19 protein-coding genes are annotated in these 16,550 nt (G+C 61.4%); 11 read left to right on the top strand and 8 right to left on the bottom strand.

Annotated elements, in window-relative coordinates; genetic code table 11:
* Window positions 1-49 precede the first annotated feature (49 nt).
* Window positions 50-1,237 (top strand): dual-specificity RNA methyltransferase RlmN, encoded by a 1,188-nt coding sequence (rlmN, locus tag ACR0AC_RS19650; protein ID WP_170624667.1) that lies wholly within the window; start codon window positions 50-52, stop codon window positions 1,235-1,237.
* A 229-nt stretch (window positions 1,238-1,466) separates the two neighbouring features.
* The gene (locus tag ACR0AC_RS19655; RefSeq protein ID WP_170455345.1) at window positions 1,467-2,087 is read left to right on the top strand and encodes a cytochrome P460 family protein; all 621 of its coding nucleotides are present in this window, start codon (window positions 1,467-1,469) and stop codon (window positions 2,085-2,087) included.
* 42 nt (window positions 2,088-2,129) lie between these two features.
* Here the strand turns inward: ACR0AC_RS19655 and ACR0AC_RS19660 are convergent, their stop codons facing one another.
* Window positions 2,130-2,468: a hypothetical protein gene (locus ACR0AC_RS19660; RefSeq protein WP_170455343.1), complete on the bottom strand. Its 339-nt coding sequence runs from the start codon at window positions 2,466-2,468 to the stop codon at window positions 2,130-2,132.
* A complete protein-coding gene (locus ACR0AC_RS19665) occupies window positions 2,465-3,385 on the bottom strand; it encodes a DnaJ C-terminal domain-containing protein (protein ID WP_170455341.1) in 921 nt (306 codons plus the stop codon). Before ACR0AC_RS19665 ends, ACR0AC_RS19660 begins: the two co-directional genes overlap by 4 nt.
* A 156-nt stretch (window positions 3,386-3,541) precedes the next feature.
* Between ACR0AC_RS19665 and ACR0AC_RS19670 the strand changes: the two genes are divergently transcribed.
* The gene (locus ACR0AC_RS19670; RefSeq protein ID WP_170624665.1) at window positions 3,542-3,925 is read left to right on the top strand and encodes a phage holin family protein; all 384 of its coding nucleotides are present in this window, start codon (window positions 3,542-3,544) and stop codon (window positions 3,923-3,925) included.
* Here ACR0AC_RS19670 and ACR0AC_RS19675 read toward each other — a convergent pair whose 3' ends face one another.
* Both ACR0AC_RS19675 and ACR0AC_RS19680 read right to left on the bottom strand, forming a co-directional pair.
* A complete protein-coding gene (locus ACR0AC_RS19675) occupies window positions 3,926-5,023 on the bottom strand; it encodes a cystathionine gamma-lyase (RefSeq protein ID WP_480875554.1) in 1,098 nt (365 codons plus the stop codon).
* 3 nt (window positions 5,024-5,026) lie between these two features.
* Window positions 5,027-5,869, bottom strand: a complete 843-nt coding sequence (locus tag ACR0AC_RS19680; protein WP_480875556.1) for an LOG family protein — start codon at window positions 5,867-5,869, stop codon at window positions 5,027-5,029.
* Window positions 5,870-5,948: 79 nt separating this feature from the next.
* Between ACR0AC_RS19680 and ACR0AC_RS19685 the strand changes: the two genes are divergently transcribed.
* The 3 genes from ACR0AC_RS19685 to dapD all read left to right on the top strand — a co-directional run bounded on the left by ACR0AC_RS19685 (window position 5,949) and on the right by dapD (window position 8,441).
* Window positions 5,949-6,860 (top strand): threonine/serine dehydratase, encoded by a 912-nt coding sequence (locus tag ACR0AC_RS19685; RefSeq protein ID WP_480875559.1) that lies wholly within the window; start codon window positions 5,949-5,951, stop codon window positions 6,858-6,860.
* A 44-nt stretch (window positions 6,861-6,904) separates the two neighbouring features.
* A complete protein-coding gene (locus ACR0AC_RS19690; RefSeq protein ID WP_480875561.1) occupies window positions 6,905-7,504 on the top strand; it encodes a GntR family transcriptional regulator in 600 nt (199 codons plus the stop codon).
* A gap of 109 nt (window positions 7,505-7,613) precedes the next feature.
* The gene (dapD, locus tag ACR0AC_RS19695; protein ID WP_170455329.1) at window positions 7,614-8,441 is read left to right on the top strand and encodes a 2,3,4,5-tetrahydropyridine-2,6-dicarboxylate N-succinyltransferase; all 828 of its coding nucleotides are present in this window, start codon (window positions 7,614-7,616) and stop codon (window positions 8,439-8,441) included.
* 60 nt (window positions 8,442-8,501) lie between these two features.
* Here the strand turns inward: dapD and ACR0AC_RS19700 are convergent, their stop codons facing one another.
* Window positions 8,502-8,837, bottom strand: a complete 336-nt coding sequence (locus ACR0AC_RS19700) for a cupin domain-containing protein (protein ID WP_170455327.1) — start codon at window positions 8,835-8,837, stop codon at window positions 8,502-8,504.
* A gap of 115 nt (window positions 8,838-8,952) precedes the next feature.
* On the opposite strand from ACR0AC_RS19700, the gene ACR0AC_RS19705 reads away from it, so the two are divergent.
* Window positions 8,953-9,297, top strand: a complete 345-nt coding sequence (locus ACR0AC_RS19705; protein ID WP_170455325.1) for a hypothetical protein — start codon at window positions 8,953-8,955, stop codon at window positions 9,295-9,297.
* A 12-nt stretch (window positions 9,298-9,309) separates the two neighbouring features.
* On the opposite strand, the gene ACR0AC_RS19710 is transcribed toward ACR0AC_RS19705, so the two are convergent.
* Window positions 9,310-10,368: a transporter substrate-binding domain-containing protein gene (locus tag ACR0AC_RS19710; RefSeq protein WP_170455322.1), complete on the bottom strand. Its 1,059-nt coding sequence runs from the start codon at window positions 10,366-10,368 to the stop codon at window positions 9,310-9,312.
* Between the two features lie 209 nt (window positions 10,369-10,577).
* On the opposite strand from ACR0AC_RS19710, the gene dapE reads away from it, so the two are divergent.
* Genes dapE through rnr form a run of 3 tightly spaced genes read left to right on the top strand, consistent with a single transcriptional unit; the run spans window position 10,578 to window position 14,601 of the window.
* Window positions 10,578-11,717 (top strand): succinyl-diaminopimelate desuccinylase, encoded by a 1,140-nt coding sequence (gene dapE, locus ACR0AC_RS19715; protein ID WP_480875566.1) that lies wholly within the window; start codon window positions 10,578-10,580, stop codon window positions 11,715-11,717.
* A gap of 3 nt (window positions 11,718-11,720) precedes the next feature.
* Window positions 11,721-12,296: a TIGR04282 family arsenosugar biosynthesis glycosyltransferase gene (locus ACR0AC_RS19720; protein WP_170455319.1), complete on the top strand. Its 576-nt coding sequence runs from the start codon at window positions 11,721-11,723 to the stop codon at window positions 12,294-12,296.
* A gap of 46 nt (window positions 12,297-12,342) precedes the next feature.
* Window positions 12,343-14,601 (top strand): ribonuclease R, encoded by a 2,259-nt coding sequence (gene rnr, locus ACR0AC_RS19725; protein ID WP_480875569.1) that lies wholly within the window; start codon window positions 12,343-12,345, stop codon window positions 14,599-14,601.
* Between the two features lie 32 nt (window positions 14,602-14,633).
* Here rnr and ACR0AC_RS19730 read toward each other — a convergent pair whose 3' ends face one another.
* Together ACR0AC_RS19730 and ACR0AC_RS19735 are read right to left on the bottom strand one after the other, a co-directional pair.
* The gene (locus tag ACR0AC_RS19730) at window positions 14,634-15,035 is read right to left on the bottom strand and encodes a DUF1801 domain-containing protein (protein ID WP_480586204.1); all 402 of its coding nucleotides are present in this window, start codon (window positions 15,033-15,035) and stop codon (window positions 14,634-14,636) included.
* Entirely contained in the window at window positions 15,032-15,730 is a 699-nt protein-coding gene (locus ACR0AC_RS19735; RefSeq protein WP_480875572.1) for a glutathione S-transferase family protein, read from the bottom strand. The genes ACR0AC_RS19730 and ACR0AC_RS19735 overlap by 4 nt, the downstream gene beginning before the upstream one ends.
* An 83-nt stretch (window positions 15,731-15,813) precedes the next feature.
* Between ACR0AC_RS19735 and ACR0AC_RS19740 the strand changes: the two genes are divergently transcribed.
* A complete protein-coding gene (locus tag ACR0AC_RS19740) occupies window positions 15,814-16,527 on the top strand; it encodes a helix-turn-helix transcriptional regulator (protein ID WP_170624650.1) in 714 nt (237 codons plus the stop codon).
* Window positions 16,528-16,550 lie beyond the last annotated feature (23 nt).

The raw sequence follows: 16,550 nt of genomic DNA on the forward strand, positions 1-16,550 counted from the left end.
GATCCTATATAGAGGCGCATCCCAAGCCAGAATCCGTTGAGACAGCCACATGTCGCCCAAAGCGCCGATCACTCAAGACGTCATGACCATCCCCCGTAAACTGCCCGAGGGGAAGGTGAACCTTGTCGGTCTGACCCGCGACCAGCTGCGCGAGGTGCTGATCGAACATGGTACACCCGAAAAGCAGGCCAAGATGCGCACCGGGCAGATCTGGCAGTGGATCTATCAATGGGGCGTGCGCGATTTTGGTGAAATGACCAATCTGGCCAAAGCCTATCGCGCGCAATTGGCCGAGCATTTCGTGATAGAAATCCCCGAGGTCGTGACCCGTCAGGTGTCCGAGGACGGCACACGCAAATATCTGTGCCGCATCGCGGGCGGGCATGAGGTCGAGGTGGTTTATATCCCCGAGGATGATCGCGGCACGCTGTGTATCTCGTCTCAGGTCGGGTGCACGCTGACCTGTTCCTTTTGCCATACCGGCACGCAGAAACTGGTGCGCAATCTGACGGCGGCGGAAATTGTCGGTCAGGTGATGATGGCCCGCGACGATCTTGAGGAATGGCCCACCCCCGGCGCGCCCAAGGACGAAACGCGCCTGCTGTCGAACATCGTTCTGATGGGCATGGGTGAACCGCTATATAATTTTGAAAATGTCCGTGATGCGATGAAGATCGCCATGGACCCCGAAGGCATTTCCCTGTCGCGCCGCCGGATCACCCTGTCGACAAGCGGAGTGGTGCCTGAAATCGCACGCACGGCCGAGGAAATCGGTTGCCTTCTGGCGATTTCGTTCCATGCAACCACCGATGAGACCCGCGACGTGCTGGTGCCGATCAACAAGCGCTGGAACATCGAGGAATTGCTGCAGGCGCTGGCCAGCTATCCGAATGCCTCGAACTCGGAACGGATCACGTTCGAATATGTGATGCTGGATGGCGTGAATGACAGTGACGAGGATGCGCACCGTCTGATCGACCATATCAAGCGGCACAAGATTCCGGCCAAGATCAACCTGATCCCGTTCAACGAATGGCCCGGCGCGCCCTACAAGCGCAGCTCGAACAACCGTATCCGGGCCTTTGCGAACATCATCTATCAGGCCGGATATGCCTCACCGATCCGCAAGACGCGGGGCGAGGATATCATGGCGGCCTGCGGTCAGTTGAAATCGGCCACAGAACGCGCCCGCAAGTCGCGCAAACAGATCGAGGCCGAGGCTGGGTTGAACAGCTAAGGCATCTGCTCAGCCGACGGTTGAAGATGAAATCTTAACATTTCGGCTTCTGTTTTTTGCATGCAAAATTTGTTATGTTTGTCCTGCCCGGGTTTCGGATTTGGGGCTCACCTTTGTGCACGAAACGGTGAGGTGGACGGACCGGTTCTGGCAGGATGATTGATGTTCGCTATGTGGATTAATGTAAGTCCCGATGCGCAAGCGAACTGTTTTTCAGGTAGGCCAAGTTATGAATACAGTTTTCAGCAATAGATTTCAGACCGTTCTTATTATTTCGGCTTCGCTTCTGATTTTTGTGGGCCAGACGCAGGCCGACGAACAGGATGCCCATATCGCAATCGAAAACCCCGCCGAGTTGAGCAAGGACGAGGCCAACGCTGTCTACAAGTCCTTGGCGAAGCGGATGGCGCGTGGCTATGCGGCGGCACAGCTGGATCTGCTGCGCAATTACCAAAGCTGGCCGCTGTTTAACGATGCGCCCTATATCTCGGCCACCCATGGGCAGCGGTTCGTGAACAGCTATGCCAACAGGATGGCGCATAATTACGGGACCTTGCAGGAAGGCGAGGTTCTGCCGGTGGGGTCCGTGCTGGCCAAGGACAGCATGACCGTCACGGATGAGGGGAAGATCTTTCCCGGTGCGATGTTCGTGATGGAAAAACTGGCCGCTGGTACAGATCCCGACATGGCGGATTGGCGCTATATCATGGTTCTGCCGGATGGCTCTTTGTTTGGCGACACGATGGGATTCCGCGCCAATGCAGTGGCCTATTGCCATGATTGTCACGAGCAGGTCGCCGAGCGCGATTACACCTTTTATGTGCCCGAAGAGTATCAGACCGGCGAATAGCAATCGCATCGCCTGTTGACGGTGCGACGGCGGGTCCGCCCGTTAGCCGCGTCGGAACCGAGCCGTTCCGATAACCTCGATCAATTGCTGGCGGACGGGTTCGGGTTGTGCTCGAACCGCGTTCAGCACCTCGCGCAGTTCCGCGCGCAAACCGTGCATCTGGTCGATCAGAGAGATCATCACCGACAGCGCGTCCGCTTCCATATCGTATTGCTCGTGCAGCTCGCAGGCCAGTTCCAGCCGGGCGACGTCGATGCTGTGATAGACCAGCCCCTGATCCGATTGTTCGGGGATCACGATTTCGGCCGCCAGATACTCGGTCAGACGGTCCGATGTAAGGCGCGAGATGGTCTCGATCAGTTCCTTTTCGGTCAGGGTCATGACGGCATTCCTTTCCGCGGATCATAGCGGTGCGTGTCGCGCCAGGTCTCCATGAATGTCTTCAATTCTTCATCAATCGTACCGGGCATTGCGATGGTCAGTTCGATCAGCTGATCACCTCGGTCAGATGAGCCGCGTTTCTTCACCCCTTTGCCGCGCAGCCGCAGGGTTTTGCCGCTGCTCGTGCCTGCGGGCACATTGACGTTCACGCCACCATCTATGGTGGGGGCCGGGATTTTGCCGCCCAGAATGGCCTCATCAATAGTGATCGGCAACGTTATGTGGATGTCGTCACCCTGACGGTCAAACACCGGATGTTTGGCGACCGAGACCGTCACCAAAGCATCGCCCGGCGGCCCTTCACCATAGCCCGGAGCGCCCTTACCCCGCAGGCGGATCGTTTGGCCGTCGGTGATACCGGTGGGGATCTTGACCTCGATCCGGTCCCCATCCGGCAGGGTCAGCTTTTGGCTGGCACCAAAGACGGCATCCAGAAATCCGATCTCGAGCGTATAATTCAGATTGTGCCCCGGCGCGTGAAATTCCTGCGTGCGTTGGCCACCGAAACCGCCGCGTCCCCGCATGAATTCGGCGAAGATGTCGGACATGTCGTCCGGATCCGCCTGACGCCCGCGATAGGGGTTGCCCGCTGCTTCGGCGTAGTCCCGGTAGTATTGCTGCTGCGGCCGTTCCTGACCCGAAGCGTCAATTTCGCCGTTGTCATAGCGTGCGCGCGTTTCGGGGTCTTTCAGCAGGTCATAGGCTGCGGCGGCGGCTTTGAATTTGGCCTCGGCCTCTGCGTCGCCGGGTTTCAGGTCCGGGTGGCATTCCTTGGCGATGCGCCGATAGGCTTTCTTGATCTCGGCGGCAGTTGCGTCCTTTGCTACACCAAGGACGGAATAGGGATCGTCGCTCATCTCACCTCTCTCACAGTTCGGTCAGAACAGGGTGGTTGCGTTTTATCATGCGATTTCAAGGGCCCAAAAGGAAGAGACGATTGAATTGCTTCTTCATTTCGTGCAAACCTGTTAACATCTGCATGTTTTTAAATGTCGCTTGACGGAGGCCACCCCATGTCGCGCAGAATCAAATCCGCTCTGGCCCTGCTGGCCGGGAATGCTCTTGGGTTGTTGTTGGCTGTGCTGCTGCTGTCCGGGTTTTCGATCAAGCCGCTGTCGTTCATCGTTGTGGTGATCGTCTTCACCCTGGTTCAGGTGGTGGCCGAGCCGCTGATCCTGAAACTTGGGGAAAAGAAAGCGCCCGCGCTGAAAGGCGGGATCGCGCTGATCGTGACCTTCGTGGGCCTGCTGGTGACCGATTGGATCACGGCTGGGTTGACCATTGGCGGTATCTCGAACCTGCTGGCGGCGACGCTGCTGGTCTGGCTGGGCGCGCTGATCGGCAGTATCGTGCTGCCGATCTATGTGTTCAAAGAACTGCGCGAACCTAAAAAGTAATCACAGCGCGTTCAGGCTGGCCTCGATGGCTTGCCACAGCTCCTCGACTGGCTCGCAGCCAACAGAGAGGCGGATGAACGCTGGATCGACGTCATCGCCCCAGCGGGCGCGGCGCTCGGCCGAGCTGTGAACGCCTCCGAATGAGGTTGCGGGGCGCAGCAAGGGGCAGGTGTTGATGAAGGCTTCGGCCTGCGCTTCGCTGCCCAACGTCAGGGACAACAGGAACCCGAATCGCGCCGTTTGAGCCTGCGCCAAGGCGTGCGCGGGGTCGTCTGGCAGGCCCGGATAGCGAACTTGTTTCACCTTCGGATGCTCCGCCAACCGCTCCGCCAGCACCTGCGCCGAGTTGCACATGCGGTCAAAGCGCACATCCAGAGTTTCCAACCCGCGATGCAGCAGCCAAGCCTCATGCGGGCCGGGGATTGACCCGGACACCGTCCGCCATTCCTCGACCCGTTCCATGATCTGCGAATTACGGCTGGCCACATGGCCCATCAGCATATCGGAATGCCCGCCCATCGCCTTGGTGTCGGATGACACAACCACGTCGATGCCCAGATCCAACGGGCGCTGGCCCAGCGGTGTCAGGGTTGTGTTGTCGGCGATGGTCACCCCACCGGCGGCGCGTACCTGTTCGGCAACCGCTTTCAGGTCGATCATGTCCAGACCGGGGTTCGAGGGGCTTTCGACAAACACCACATCGAACCCGGCAAAACCACCTTCGGCAAAAGCCGTCGTCGCGCGTTCTTCGACCTCAACACCGAGGCGTGAGAGGAACCGATCCGACAGCAGACGCGTGACGTAATAGCCGTCCGAAGGGATCAACAGCCGCGATCCGGCCTGAACGGTCGCGAACAGCGCCGCTGAGATCGCCGCCATGCCCGACGGAAAGCTAAGGCAAGGCGCGTCTTCCAGATGCGACAGCACATGTTCCAATTGGACCCACGTGGGATTGTCCACACGGCCATAGGTGGCCAGACCATCTGTTGGCCCCGGCAGGTGATACATGCTGCTTTGGGTCAGCGGCAGGGCCACCGGCTCACCTGCGTTCAGGGCGTTGCCGCGCAGGTGCAGCATTTCTGAGATCTTCGGTGCCATGACTCAGCGCCCCGGAATTGCGTCGCGGGGTGGGGCGGGTTCCCAGTTCTCGATGATCTCGACCGCCTCTTGCGCGGTATCGACAAAGCGGAACAGGTCCAGATCTTCGTCCGAGATGGTGCCTGCATCGGCAAGGGCTTCCCAGTTGATGACCTTTTCCCAGAATTCGCGGCCGAACAGCAGGAAAGGCACGCGGTCCATCCGGCCCGTCTGGATCAGGGTCAGGGATTCGAACAACTCATCCATGGTGCCAAAGCCGCCGGGGAAGATGGTGATGGCGCGGGCGCGCATCAGGAAATGCATCTTGCGGATCGCGAAATAGTGGAAATTGAAGCTGAGCTCGGGCGTCACATACAGGTTCGGGGCCTGTTCATGCGGCAAGACGATGTTCAACCCGATGGAACAGCCGCCTGCATCCTGCGCGCCCCGGTTTCCGGCCTCCATCACGCCGGGGCCACCGCCGGTGACGATCACATTCTCGCGGCAGCCTGTCTCGTTCGATTTCTCGGTCATCAGCCGGGCAAACTCGCGTGCCTCGTTATAATACTCGGACAGCCCGGCCAGCGTTTCGGTTCGTGCCGTGTGCTTTTGCGACGGTTCCGGAATACGCGCGCCGCCGAACATGACGATGGTCGAGGTGATCTGACGTTCGCTCATGATCATCTCGGGTTTCAGCAGCTCCAGCTGCAGGCGCACCGGGCGCAGCTCATCCCGGCACAGAAATTCCTCATCGGCGAAGGCAAGGCGATAGGCGGGTGAGCGCGTCTGCGGCGTATCCGGCACCTCGCTCGCGGTCGAGCGGTCGGTCTGCGCATCGCGGAACGGGCTGTGGCGGTCTTCTCTCATCGTTGATCGATCCCTGCTTGCGTGTTTGACAAACAGCTATAGGGTTCGCGGGCAGAGTGCCAGTCACGGAAAGACAAGAATGGATTGGAAGACGGAAATTCAGGCGGCAGCCAGTCGGATCGACGGACATGCACAGGTGACCCCGGTGATGGAAAGCCACATTCCCGGCTATTCGGTTGAAATGAAGCTGGAGCATATGCAGCACACCGGCAGCTTCAAGGCGCGGGGGGCGTTCAACACGCTGCTCAGCACGGATGTGCCGCAGGCGGGCGTTGTGGCGGCTTCGGGCGGCAATCACGGGGCGGCGGCGGCCTATGCCGCGCGGGCGCTGGGCCATCCGGCCAAGATTTTCGTGCCGGAACTGGCCGGCCCGTCCAAGATCGCCCTGATCGAACAGATCGGCGCGGATCTGAGCGTGGTGCCGGGTGAATACGCCAATGCCCTGACCATGGCGCAGGAGCATGAGGAACAGACCGGCGCGATGCAGATCCACGCCTATGACGCACCAGCGACTGTGGCCGGGCAGGGGACGTGCTTTGCGGAATGGGACGCGCAAGGTTTGCAGGCTGATACCGTCCTGATCGCTGTTGGCGGCGGCGGCCTGATTGCCGGGGCGTTGGCGTGGTTTCAGGGCGCGCGCAAGGTTGTGGCGGTTGAGCCGGAAACCTCCTGCGCGCTAAACGCGGCTTTAGAGGCGGGTAAGCCGGTGGACGTGTCGGTCTCCGGGATCGCGGCCAACGCGCTGGGCGCGCGGCGGATTGGATCGATCTGTTTTGATCTGGCGCAGGGGATGCCCTCGGTTCTGGTCTCGGATCAGGCGATTTCCGACGCACAACGCGCCTTGTGGCAGGCCCATCGCATCCTTGTTGAACCCGCAGGGGCAGCGGCCTTGGCAGCCCTGATGTCGGGTGCGTATCAGCCGGAACCGGGGGAACGCGTGGCGGTTCTGGTTTGCGGTGGAAATATCGCCCCCGATCCGTTTGCGGCGTGAATTATCGGCTTGTGGACAGGCGTTGACGATTTTATCGATAATCTATGAACGCCACGATTGCCGACACAATTTATGAAAACTTGCGCCAGCAGATCATCACCGGGGCTTTAAGCGCCGGTGAGAAATTGCGTCAGGACCACATCGCCAAATCCTTTGACACCAGCCACGTGCCGGTGCGCGAAGCGCTGCTGCGGCTTCAGGCGCACGGGCTGGCCCACAGCGAGCCCAGACGGGGGATGCGTGTCTCGGTTCTGGATCCCGCTGAAATACGCGAAGTGATCGAGATGCGCGTGGCGCTGGAACCGCTTGCCCTGCAGCAGGCGGCGCAGAACATGTCGCCCACTGATCTGGACCGGATCGAGGCGGCTCGTATTGCCTGCGATGACGCTGAAACCATGCCGGAATGGGAGGCCCGCAATCGCGCCTTTCACCGTGCAATCCTGACGCCCTGCGGTTTGCCGCGCCTGTTGCACACCATCGATGACCTGCACATCGCCAGCGCCCGGCATCTGTTTGCCCATTGGCGCCCCAAATGGACGCAGCGTGTGGACAAGGACCACCTGTCCATCGTGCAGGCCCTGAAGCGCAAGGATACGGGCGCGGCAACGGCCATTCTGATCCGGCATATTCGCCGCTCAAGCTGAGGATAGCGCGGATTGGACGCAAAAAGACCCGCGTTCGTCGCATTGCGCCGTGGGTCCGGCTTGCGTATAGGCCACACCGACACGAACAGATTCTCTAGGGAGACGCCCAATGTCCAATGCGCAACTGGAAGCCGCCATCGAAGCCGCATGGGAGGCCCGCGATACCATCTCGCCCGCAACCACCGGCGAACAGCGCGAAGCCATCGAGGATACGCTGAACGCACTGGACAGCGGATCGCTGCGTGTGGCCGAAAAGCTGGAAAGCGGCGACTGGCATGTGAACCAGTGGGCCAAGAAGGCGGTTCTGCTGGGCTTCCGCATCAAGGACATGGAAATCCAGTCGGGCGGCCCGCAGGCCGGTGGCTGGTGGGACAAGGTGGACAGCAAGTTCGCCGGTTGGGGTGAGAACCAGTGGAAAGCCGCTGGCTTCCGCGCCGTGCCGAACTGCGTGGTCCGCAAATCGGCCTATGTCGCGCCGGGCGTGGTGCTGATGCCGTCCTTCGTGAATCTGGGTGCCTATGTGGACGAGGGCACCATGGTTGACACCTGGGCCACCGTCGGGTCCTGCGCGCAGATCGGTAAGAACGTGCACCTGTCGGGTGGCGTCGGTATTGGCGGCGTGCTGGAACCGATGCAGGCCGGTCCGACCATCATCGAAGACAACTGCTTTATCGGCGCGCGGTCCGAGGTGGTCGAGGGCTGTATCGTCCGCGAAGGCTCGGTTCTGGGGATGGGTGTGTTCATCGGCAAATCCACCAAGATCGTGGACCGCGAAACCGGCGAGGTGACCTATGGCGAAGTGCCGCCCTACTCGGTTGTTGTGGCGGGTTCGATGCCGTCGAAGAACAACATCAGCCTGTATTGCGCAGTGATCGTGAAGCGGGTGGACGAAAAGACCCGCTCGAAAACCGGCATCAACGAGTTGCTGCGGGACTAAAGCGTCCGCTTACGTGCAAAAGGGCTGTGGCGCGTGCCGCAGCCCTTTTTTGTTGCCTGCCTATCCCTTGATCGGATAGCGATCCGGTTCTTCAAACACATCAATGGCCCGCGTACCGGCCTTGATCTTGCCGCCATGTTCGACGCCCGAAGGGATCGAATAGCTGTCGCCGGGACCGTATGTTCTGGTTTCGCCGCCGATGGTCAATTCAACCTCGCCCTCGATAATCGTGCCCCACTGCGCTTTGTGCGAGTGTGCGGGCAGTTCAAAATCCTTAAGGAACGTGAAGAACGCCACCAGGCCCGCATCAGACCGGATGACGGCGGTTTGCACCACGTCCTCGGGGAAGGGAATGTCGAGGCTTGGGAAGGCTGTAATAAAATCGGGATAGGGCATCGAAAGTCCTCTGCAATTGGCAACGGGCTGTGTTTTGGCACTATGGACGCCGGAATGCCCGCGCGCAATTCCCGGCTGCTTGACCGTAGGCGGGCGCGCGGCTATGGCCCGTTGCATGGAAAAGCAAAAGAAACCTTCGCGTCAGCAAGTCTATACCCTGTTGGTCCAAATCGGTCGCAAGGACGGCGACGGATTGCCTGACGGGGCGACCGGGGCGGCCCTGATGTGCTTTGCCAGCGGCGTGGATGAGGCCGAGGCGGTGCGCGAAACCGTGGCGATCCTGAAACAGGCAGATACCGCGCCTCTGGATGTCACGGGCTATGGCACGCTGGCCGAGCGCGAGGCGCAGGGCCACGACATTGATCCGGACGAACGTGCCCTGATGCAGCGGGCGCTGGATGAGAATGCGGTGATCGTCGCGCAGATGACGCCGTTTTTCGAAGGTGACGCGCAGCCGTAAAGCAGACTTGCCTTAGTTCTGCATCCCGAACCAGTTGCGGTAAATCTCGTCATAGGTCCCGTCTTCGCGCAGGGCCAACAGCGCCTGATTGACCTCTTCGACAAGGGGCGAACCGGTCGGGAAGGCAATGCCATAGTTCTCCCGCAGGAAGATGCCTCCGGTCATGCTGGCAATGCGGCGACCTTCATGGGCGGCGAAGTAGGACAGGATGGGCGCGTCGAACACGACCGCGTCCAGATCTTCGGCCTTGAATGCTTCGAGCATTTGATCCAGCCCGGTGTAACCGGTGAATTCAATCTCGCGTCGGGTCAGGAAACTGGCGGCGGTCGAGCCCGTGATGGTGCCGACATTCTTGCCGTAGAGGTCATTGACCGAATTCACATTGCCGGTGATCGCGTCCACCGTCATGACGCTGGTGATCCGGGCGGTGAAGACTGACACGATGAACAGGGACGAGACGACCAGCACAACGCCCAGAATCCGGCCGAAGGGCGTGCGCGGCATCCGTTCCTCAAACCCGCCATTCACCACCAGATTCAGCGCCCACCAGAAGGATGGGAACCATGCCTCATTCAGTTTGCGGTCGAAATAGGGCTGTGCGCGCCGCTCAAACCCCCACATCAGCATGCCGCCGCCCAGAAGGATGGCAAAGGCCAGGCCAATGGCAATGAACAGCTCGGTCGACAGCAGGGCCTGCAGCAGTGATGGCCTGCGCACCGCGTCCGAGGGCACCATGATCTGCAATCCGGCCTCAAAGATCGGCTGGCTGAAATCCATCTGGGTTTCGCGCATCGCGGTGATCGAGATATTGGCAATCGCCAGATCCGCAGACCCGTCCCGAACCGCGCCCAGCATGTCCGAAAAACCTTCGACCCGGGATACCGTGTAGTCCCAGTCCAGCGCCTCGGCCAGCGCCGCAAGCAGGTCCATCGAGAATCCGGTCTCGGCCTCGTCCTCCACATAGGAAAACGGCGGTCGGGTCACGGTTGTGACATTCAGCGTTTGTGCCAGGCTTTGCTGTGCGAGAACGGCGAAAGTCAGGCAGATCAGGGCGTAGAATGCGCGCTTCATGGTCAATTCACCTGTTTCGCGGCCCTGTAACGCGAATGTGTGCATGGCGGCAAGCACGTCCCGGGGTAAAGCACCATGATTTATTGGCGTCTCAGGTCGATACGTTGCGTGTTCGTCACTGTGAAAATTGCGGATTGGGGTTGGCAATCCGGCCAATTCGTTGAATCTGTGCACGAACCTGAGCGCACCACCACCAAAGAGGCCCTTAAATGACCGATCCAGTTCAATTGACGGCGGACCTGATCCGTTGCCCATCGGTCACACCTGCCGAAGGCGGTGCATTGGTCCTGTTACAGGGTCTTTTGTCGGATGCAGGGTTCGAATGCACCCGAGTGGATCGCGGTGGGATCAGCAACCTGTTCGCCCGTTGGGGGGCCAAAGGACATGCACGAACATTTGGATTCAACGGCCATACCGATGTGGTTCCCGTTGGCGACGACTCCGCCTGGACCAAACCACCTTTCGGGGCCGAGGTTCAGGGCGGGGTGATGTATGGGCGCGGCGCAACGGACATGAAATCTGGCGTTGCCGCCTTTGCTGCTGCCGCCGTGGATTTCGTACGCGACACGCCGCCGGATGGCGCGATCATCCTGACCATAACCGGCGATGAAGAGGCCGATGCGCTGGATGGCACCACCGCCCTGCTTGATCATATGGATCAGGTCGGCGAACGGATGAGCGTTTGTCTGGTCGGCGAACCCACCTGTCCGAACACAATGGGCGAGATGATGAAGATCGGGCGGCGCGGGTCGATGACCGCGTGGTTCACCGTGACGGGCGTACAGGGCCATTCCGCCTATCCGCACCGGGCGAAGAACCCTCTGCCCGCGATGGCGCGGCTGATGGACCGTCTGGCCAGTCATGAACTGGACCAAGGCAGTGACCATTTCGATGCCTCGACGCTGGCCGTGGTCACAATCGACACCGGCAACCCCGCAACAAATGTCATCCCGGCGCAATGCCGTGGCACCGTCAATATCCGCTTCAACGACCTGCATTCCGGCACGGGCCTGAGTGACTGGCTGAAAGCTGAGGCCGCGCGTGCGGCCGAAGAAAATGGCGTTGAGGTTGAGACCAGAATCAAAATCTCGGGCGAAAGCTTTCTGACCCCGCCCGGTCCTTTGTCCGACTTGGTGGCGCAGGCGGTTGAGGCGGAGACGGGTTTGCAGCCTGAGATGTCGACGACCGGCGGCACCTCGGACGCGCGGTTCGTCAAGAACCACTGCCCGGTGGTCGAGTTCGGGCTGGTGGGCCGCACCATGCATCAGGTGGACGAATGCGTCGAGGTGGCCCAGATCGAACAGCTCAAGGCGATCTATACGCGCATTCTGACGGATTATTTTGCCTAAGCCATGCAGCGCACTCTGGTCATCATGGTCAAGGAGCCCCATCCGGGGCGCGTCAAGACGCGGCTGGGGCGCGATATCGGCATGGTCGGCGCGGCGTGGTGGTTCCGGCATCAGACACGGGCGCTGATCCGGCGGCTGCGGGACCCGCGCTGGCAGATCGTTCTGGCGGTGTCTCCGGATCGCGAGGGGCTGACCAGCCGCATCTGGCCCGCTGACCTGCCGCGTGCGGCGCAGGGGCGGGGTGATCTGGGTGACCGCATGGGGCGGATGCTGCGCGGGATGCCCAAAGGGCCGGTATGTCTGATAGGCGCGGATATTCCCGGTATCTCGCGTGGGCATATTGCGCGGGCGTTCGGGGCGCTGGGGCGCGCGCAGATGGTATTCGGTCCGGCCCCTGATGGCGGCTATTGGCTGGTCGGCGCGCAACGCTATGGGGCGCTGCCGCCGGGGCTGTTTCGCGACGTGCGCTGGTCCAGCGAGCACACATTGGCGGACACGCTGGCCTCGGTCCCCGGTTGCCGGGTGGCGCTGCTGGACCAGTTGCATGATGTGGATACGGTGGCCGATCTCGATCGCTGATGTTTTTGGTCATGACGCGGTCGCGTCCCCGTGCTAGGCCGGGATCATGACTCGCATCCCCACCAAGCAGGAGGTCCTGGACTGGATCTCGGCGAACCCCACCCTGACCTCGAAACGCGATATCGCAAAGGCCTTTGGCATCAAGGGCGCGGATCGGATCGACCTGAAACGCATCCTCAAGGAACTTGAGGCCGAGGGGCATCTGGAAAAGCGCAAGCGCAGCTATCGCGACCCGGATCGCCTGCCACCGGTCAGCGTGTTGCAGGTGAAGGCCCCCAATGCCGATGGCGACCTGTTTGCGCGCCCGCTGGAGTGGCATGGCGAGGGGGTCGAGCCCATCGTGCTACTGATCACCCGCGCCAGCGATCCGGCGCTGGGCGAAGGCGACCGCATTCTGGCCCGCCTGACCGTGGTGCATGAGGAAGACCACAATTACGAGGCGCGCCTGATCCGCCGCATCGGAACCAACCCGCGCAAGATCGTCGGCATCTTCCGCAAAGGGGCCGAGGGCGGGCGGATCGTGCCCATCGACAAGGCCGGTTCGACCGAATGGCTGGTGCCCGAAGGTGCGGTGCATGGGGCCAAGGACGGCGAATTGGTCGAAGCCGAACAGGCCGGCCCCAAGAACCGCATGGGCCTGCCCCGTGCGCGGATCGTCGAGCGGCTGGGCGACCCTACGGCCCCCAAGGCTGTTTCACTGATTGCGATCCATCAGCATGGCATCCCCGACGATTTCCCCGATAAGGTGATCGATGAGGCCGACAAGGCCAAACCCGCTGGCCTGAAGGGCCGCGAGGATCTGCGGGACATGCCGCTGCTGACCATCGACCCCTCGGACGCGCGCGATCATGACGACGCCTGCTATGCCCATGCCGATGACGACCCCAAGAACCCCGGCGGGTATGTGGTCTGGGTCGCCATCGCCGATGTCGCCGCCTATGTGCAGCCCGGCACCGCGCTGGACCGCGAGGCGCGCAAGCGGGGCAATTCCAGCTATTTCCCCGACCGTGTGGTGCCAATGCTGCCGGATCGTCTGTCTGGCGATCTGTGTTCCCTGCACGAAGGCGTCCCGCGCGCCTGTATCGCCGTGCGGATGCAGATCGACGCGGATGGCAACAAGATCGGCCACAGCTTCGTGCGCGGCCTGATGCGCTCGGCTGCGTCGCTGCATTACGCCGAGGTGCAGGAGGCCATTGACGGCACCCCCAACGACCGCACCGGGCCACTGCTGGAGACGGTGCTGAAACCGCTCTATGCAGCCTATGCCGTGCTGAAAAAGGCGCGGGCGGTGCGGCAGCCGTTGGAGTTGGACCTGCCCGAGCGCAAGATTGTCCTCTCCGACACCGGCGAGGTCACCAGCGTGGCGTTCCGCGACCGGTTGGATGCGCATAAGCTGATCGAGGAGTTCATGATCCTCGCCAATGTCGCCGCCGCCGAGACCCTGATCGCCAAGCGCCGTCCGCTGCTGTTCCGGGTGCACGAAGAACCCGCGCCCGAAAAGCTGGCAAGCTTACGGGAAACGGCGCAGGCGGCTGGTCTGAATCTGGCGAAGGGTCAGGTGCTGCAAACCCGCCATCTGAACACGCTGCTGAATGCGGCTGCCGGGACCGAGGATGCGGAACTGATCAACCTCACCACCCTGCGATCCATGGCGCAGGCCTATTACAACCCCGAGAATTTCGGCCATTTCGGGCTGGCGCTGCGCAACTATGCGCATTTCACCTCGCCCATTCGCCGCTATGCCGACCTGATCGTGCACCGCGCGCTGATTTCGGCCCATGGCTGGGGCAAGGACGGGCTGACCGAGGATGAGATCGCAAGGCTCGACGAAACCGCCACCCATATCTCGGACACGGAACGGCGTTCGATGATGGCGGAACGTGACACGACCGACCGCTATCTGGCCGCGTATCTCAGCGAACGTGTGGGCAATGAGTTCTCGGGTCGGATCAGCGGCATCGCGCGCTTCGGGGCCTTTGTGAAGATGGACGAAACCGGCGCGGATGGTCTGGTGCCTGTACGTTCGCTGGGGCGTGAATTCTTTCATTTCGACCGCGAAGCCGGAACGCTGATGGGCTCGGACACCGGGCTGATCATCGCGATTGGCCAACGCGTCACCGTGCGACTGACCGAAGCGACGCCGGTGACAGGTGGGCTGGAACTGGAACTGCTGTCCATCGACGATCAGGCCCTGCCGCGCGGGCGCGGCCCCGCCAAACGCGGTGCAAGGCGCAAGGCGGTCAGCACCAAGCGCAAGAAGGACAAGATCAAGCGCAAGGTCGAACGCAAACGCCGTCAGAGGTGATACTGCGTTTCAGGAAAATGTCGTATCGCTTTTCATTTGCCTTTCGCTGTAACGCGATAGGTTAGCGCCCGCGCGATCAGCCAGCCATGGCGGGTCGGATCGATCTGGCCCACGTCATCGAACAGAACCGCGCGATTTCCGTCGATCCGATCTTCACCCGGAAAGGCGCTGGTGAAATCACCCATCAACCGGCTTTGGCAATGCACGAACAGGGCAAAGCACGCGGATTTGTGCCCGCCCAGCCGAATGGTCGAGCCCTTGGGCGCCAGATACGCAGGCTGACCCCAGCGCAGCGCCTCTTGCAGCGGTTGCGCGCTGGGCAGGTCGCTGGCCGTCTCAAGGATCAGATTGCGCAAGGCAAACGCACCGGCGCGGGTCTCTGGTGGCAAGGCCGCGAAGGCTGCGGCGACGGCGGGGTCCTCGAACTGTGTCATGCCAGCGGTACTGCCTGTTCCATCCGATCCACATAGCTGTTGAGCAGGTTATCCTGTTTGATCCGACGGGTCAGGGGGGTATCGGCAGGGGTGGCACGCATCGCGGCCAGCATGGGCCCAACGCTCATGTCCGCCGCCGTCGGGCGTTCGCCCAGCAGAAACGGCGATTGCCACAGATAGGCCGAGATCGCCTCAAGATCGCGTTCGACCCTGTCCAGACGTTCGTTCAGGGAAAAGCGGCCAATGCCTTGGGTCCTGATCCCCTTCAGAACGGATTTGCGGATCGCGTTCGAGGCCGGTTTGCGGATCAGTGCCGGGATTCCGTCAAAGAACATCTCGCGCAGGATGGGCCAGACCTGATCATTGCCCCAGCGATCCAAAACGATGTGGAAATACAGGTGTTCCTCAACCATTCGGATCAACGCGCGGGACTGTGCCTTTTCCACATCCGTCAGGCCCTGATCGAAATTGGCGCCCTGATGCTCCAGCCATTCGCGGATCAGGTCGCTGTCGGGCATCAGCCGTTCAGGCGTGCGAAGGACGGGCAGTTTCTGGTGCGGCATCTTGCGGGGGTCCAGCATGTCGGATCGCTGCCAGCTTTGGCCGGAGTGCTGCAGCATCAGCGCGGTTTTCACGCAGAACGGGCTGGCGCTGAACACGCCAAAGGCCGAGGGGAAGGTCAGTAGGGTCAGCATCTGTGGCTCCGTCATTGGGGATGGCCAGACCCTAGACGCACCTGATGACAGTTTCTGGCATTAGGGGTAAGTTAGGATACATCATGTCCCGCACCGCCCGCCTGTTCCAATTGATGCAAGCCCTGCGTTCTGGCCCGTCCCCGAAAACCTCGGTGCAACTGGCCGAGGATCTGGGCGTGTCGCCGCGCACGATTCATCGGGACATTGATGCGTTACGCGGCCTTGGGGCCGTTATCGACGGCGAGGCCGGGTTCGGATTCACCCTGATTGAAGATGCAACTCTGCCGCCGCTTGGCTTCACCGATGACGAGCTTGAGGCCCTGGTTCTGGGCCTGCGCGAAGTGCAGGTGATCGGCGATCCGGCCCTGTCAGAGGCCGCCAGCGCCGCATTACGCAAGTTGCAGGGGCGGTTGCCGCCACGCCAGTCTCACAGGCTTAGCCACGCGGTGCTGGCCGCGACGCGATTTGCGCGTCCACCCGCGCCGACGATCGAGGTCGCCGAGCTGCGGCAGGCGACGTGGGATGAGCGGACGATCGAGTTTGCCTATACCGATGCCAAGGGCGATGAGACCCGCAGGCGGGTCGATCCGCTGAGCATTGTTTATATGGACCGCTCGAATGTGTTGCTCAGCTGGTGTCATCTCAGGCAGGATTTCCGCGTCTTCCGGCTGGACCGGATCCGCGACATGTCCGTGACGGATCAAAGCTTTCGCCCCAATCGCGTGCCGATGCTGCGCGATGTGCTTGCGCGTATCCGTGCCGAACGCCAAGCACAAGCGCGCGAGGACGAGCGCTGAGCGCTTTGAGAATACCTGATTTT

It is taken from the genome of Ruegeria sp. H7 (assembly GCF_056532945.1).